The 2,298-nt window shown below is 49.0% G+C and carries 4 protein-coding genes; all 4 read left to right on the top strand.

What is annotated here, in order from left to right; all coding sequences use genetic code 11:
- A partial coding sequence (locus tag RMO52_RS02785) for a hypothetical protein (protein ID WP_310410674.1) occupies positions 1 to 265 on the top strand: 265 nt, incomplete at its 5' end.
- Positions 266 to 485: 220 nt separating this feature from the next.
- Positions 486 to 848: a hypothetical protein gene (locus RMO52_RS02780; protein ID WP_310410672.1), complete on the top strand. Its 363-nt coding sequence runs from the start codon at positions 486 to 488 to the stop codon at positions 846 to 848.
- Between the two features lie 29 nt (positions 849 to 877).
- A complete protein-coding gene (locus RMO52_RS02775) occupies positions 878 to 1,222 on the top strand; it encodes a hypothetical protein (RefSeq protein WP_309741675.1) in 345 nt (114 codons plus the stop codon).
- Positions 1,223 to 1,485: 263 nt separating this feature from the next.
- Positions 1,486 to 2,298, top strand: an 813-nt coding sequence (locus RMO52_RS02770) for a cysteine peptidase family C39 domain-containing protein (RefSeq protein WP_310410670.1), incomplete at its 3' end; no start/stop codon positions are given.

Here is a 2,298-nt window from a genome sequence, read left to right as displayed (position 1 = left end):
GTGGATCGAACTGTCTGATGATTCCGCTCAAAATATCAGTGGTGGTTTTGATTTTGGGCCTAGCTCGTTGACAACAGTGAAATTTGGTTTTCTGTCTGGTAGTTTGATTGCTGCTGGAACTGTGATTAAAGGCAACACCGCAATCGGTGAATCTGATAACAAAGCACTAGGTTCCAGCACGTTTACCAACGGCGTTGTAATTAACACTGCGGTTCAAGGTATGGGTTCTTCGACAAAAGTTACTGGCGTAGCAGCAGTAAACTAATCGCTCGATGATTTTAGCTCAGATCTAATAGCTTAAATTATCGCCAGTCGATCGAACTAGAGAACCGATTTAGATCGCCTTTGTTCTCTAGTTCTTCACCAATGAATTTAAACGATCTTAGTAGCCAAAAATAGCAACTGCTGAGAAAATTAATCTTTTCTTAAATAAGTAAGTAGTGGCGTACCATCGCGCGTCCGAATCGCCCATAGATTATTATTTTATGACCGAAACAACTACCAAAAGCTTGTATAAACAGTCTTTGAAGGACTTTTATATTGAAGAAATTGCCGACGTTTTAGCTGCTAGTATCTCTGGTGGCGCGGGAGCAAAAGTCAATGCTAATGCTGCTGCCTCTGGGGACTTAACCTTTGCTGGAGCATACGCAAAAACATACGCCGAACAGATTGCTGATGTGGGATCGATCGCCTTTGGTTATGGGGCGAGTATCGCATTCGGCGATAATCCGACTTCGAGCGTAAAAGTTACTGGTACTGGCGATCGAGTCTTCGGGTATACGGCTAGTGAAACTGGCTCGCAAATATCCTTATCGCAAGGACTAGTTTTGGCGATCGATTGGAAATAATCAAACAACTAACAATCTCTGGAGTTACTATGAAAAATTCTCGTGCTGATGCCGCCACAACTGCTCAAAATTTCCACTCGATCGAGTTGTCCGATACCCTCGCCGCCAGTATCAGTGGCGGGATGAGTGTTGTTGCCAGTGCCTCTTCTGATAGTAGCGAAGCAACTAGTTCGGAGATGACAAGTGCGATCGCCGGATCGGGATTGAATGTATTGGCAAATGACTCGATCGGTCAAGGCAAATCGTTTACATTATCGTTGCCAAACGAGCCGACGATTACCGCAGATGTGCTGGTGCAAGATCTTGCGATCGGCAGATTTGACTTTAAAAATCCTAAATTAAAATTTGCCTTTGCAAAATTTCTCGTCCATTAGGTGATTTGGGGTTTGGAGTTACTGCGTAGTCTGTGTTACCCCACCCCAGCCCTCCCCTTATAAAGGGGAGGGAGTAAGACAAAGCCCCCCCTGCTTGGTGCGCTTACACTGTCGGGGAACCCGAACAGTGCGCGCATCCGCGCATATTCGGGGGGGTTGGGGGGGTAACACGGGATTTCGATCGCCATAAAAGTTTCTACCGATCTGAAGCATCACGCCCCGATCGGATCGCAGTTTTTAATCTTCTCAATCGTACCAACTCCATGCGCTACGCCTGCATCCTCCAACATAGCGAAGAAGACTGCGGAGCCGCCTGTCTAGCCACCGTTGCCAAACACTACGGGCGGAACTTTGCCATGTCGAGGATTCGCGAAGCAGTGGGGACGGGAGCTTTAGGTACCTCTTTATTGGGTTTGCGGCGCGGCTCGGAGGCGTTGGGCTTTCACGCGCGGCAAGCAAAGGCGACAGAGCAAGCGATCGAGCATCTCAATGAAGCACCACTGCCATTTGTAATTCACTGGAAGGGCAATCACTGGGTCGTCCTCTATCACCAGCGCGGGAAGAAATACACGATCGCCGATCCGGCTGTTGGGATTCGTCATATCACGAAGCAAGAATTGCTGGAGAGCTGGTCGAATGGGATTATGCTGATCCTCCAGCCGGATGAGGTGCGATTTTACGAGCAGCCCAACGATCGCGTCGGCGGCTTTGGGCGCTTTTTGCGGCGGGTATTTCCCTATCGCTGGTTATTGATCCAAGCAACGGCAATCAATATCACGATCGGGATCTTGGCGCTGGCAATGCCGATCTTGATGCAGGTACTCACCGATGATGTCTTGGTGCGGGGCGACGTGCAATTGCTGACGACAGTATCGATCGCGGTAATTGCCATGAATGTCTTCCGGAGTGCGATCGGTTTGATTCAGTCGCATTTAGTCGGACATTTCGGACAGCGATTGCAACTGGGCTTGACGCTTGATTATGGCTTCAATCTGTTGCGGCTACCGCTGACATATTTCGACGCGCATCGCAGTGGTGAAGTCATCAGTCGCTTGGGCGACGTGCGGACGGTGAAT

This window comes from Chamaesiphon sp. OTE_8_metabat_110 (assembly GCF_031382685.1).
Classification (GTDB): Bacteria; Cyanobacteriota; Cyanobacteriia; order Cyanobacteriales; family Chamaesiphonaceae; genus Chamaesiphon.
This window is presented reverse-complemented; position numbering and strand designations above follow the sequence as displayed.

Bases quoted from the DNA above. Each gene is read 5' to 3' on its own strand.
- RMO52_RS02780 (WP_310410672.1), top strand. From the start codon at position 486: ATGACCGAAACAACTACCAAAAGCTTGTATAAACAGTCTTTGAAGGAC.
- RMO52_RS02775 (WP_309741675.1), top strand. From the start codon at position 878: ATGAAAAATTCTCGTGCTGATGCCGCCACAACTGCTCAAAATTTCCAC.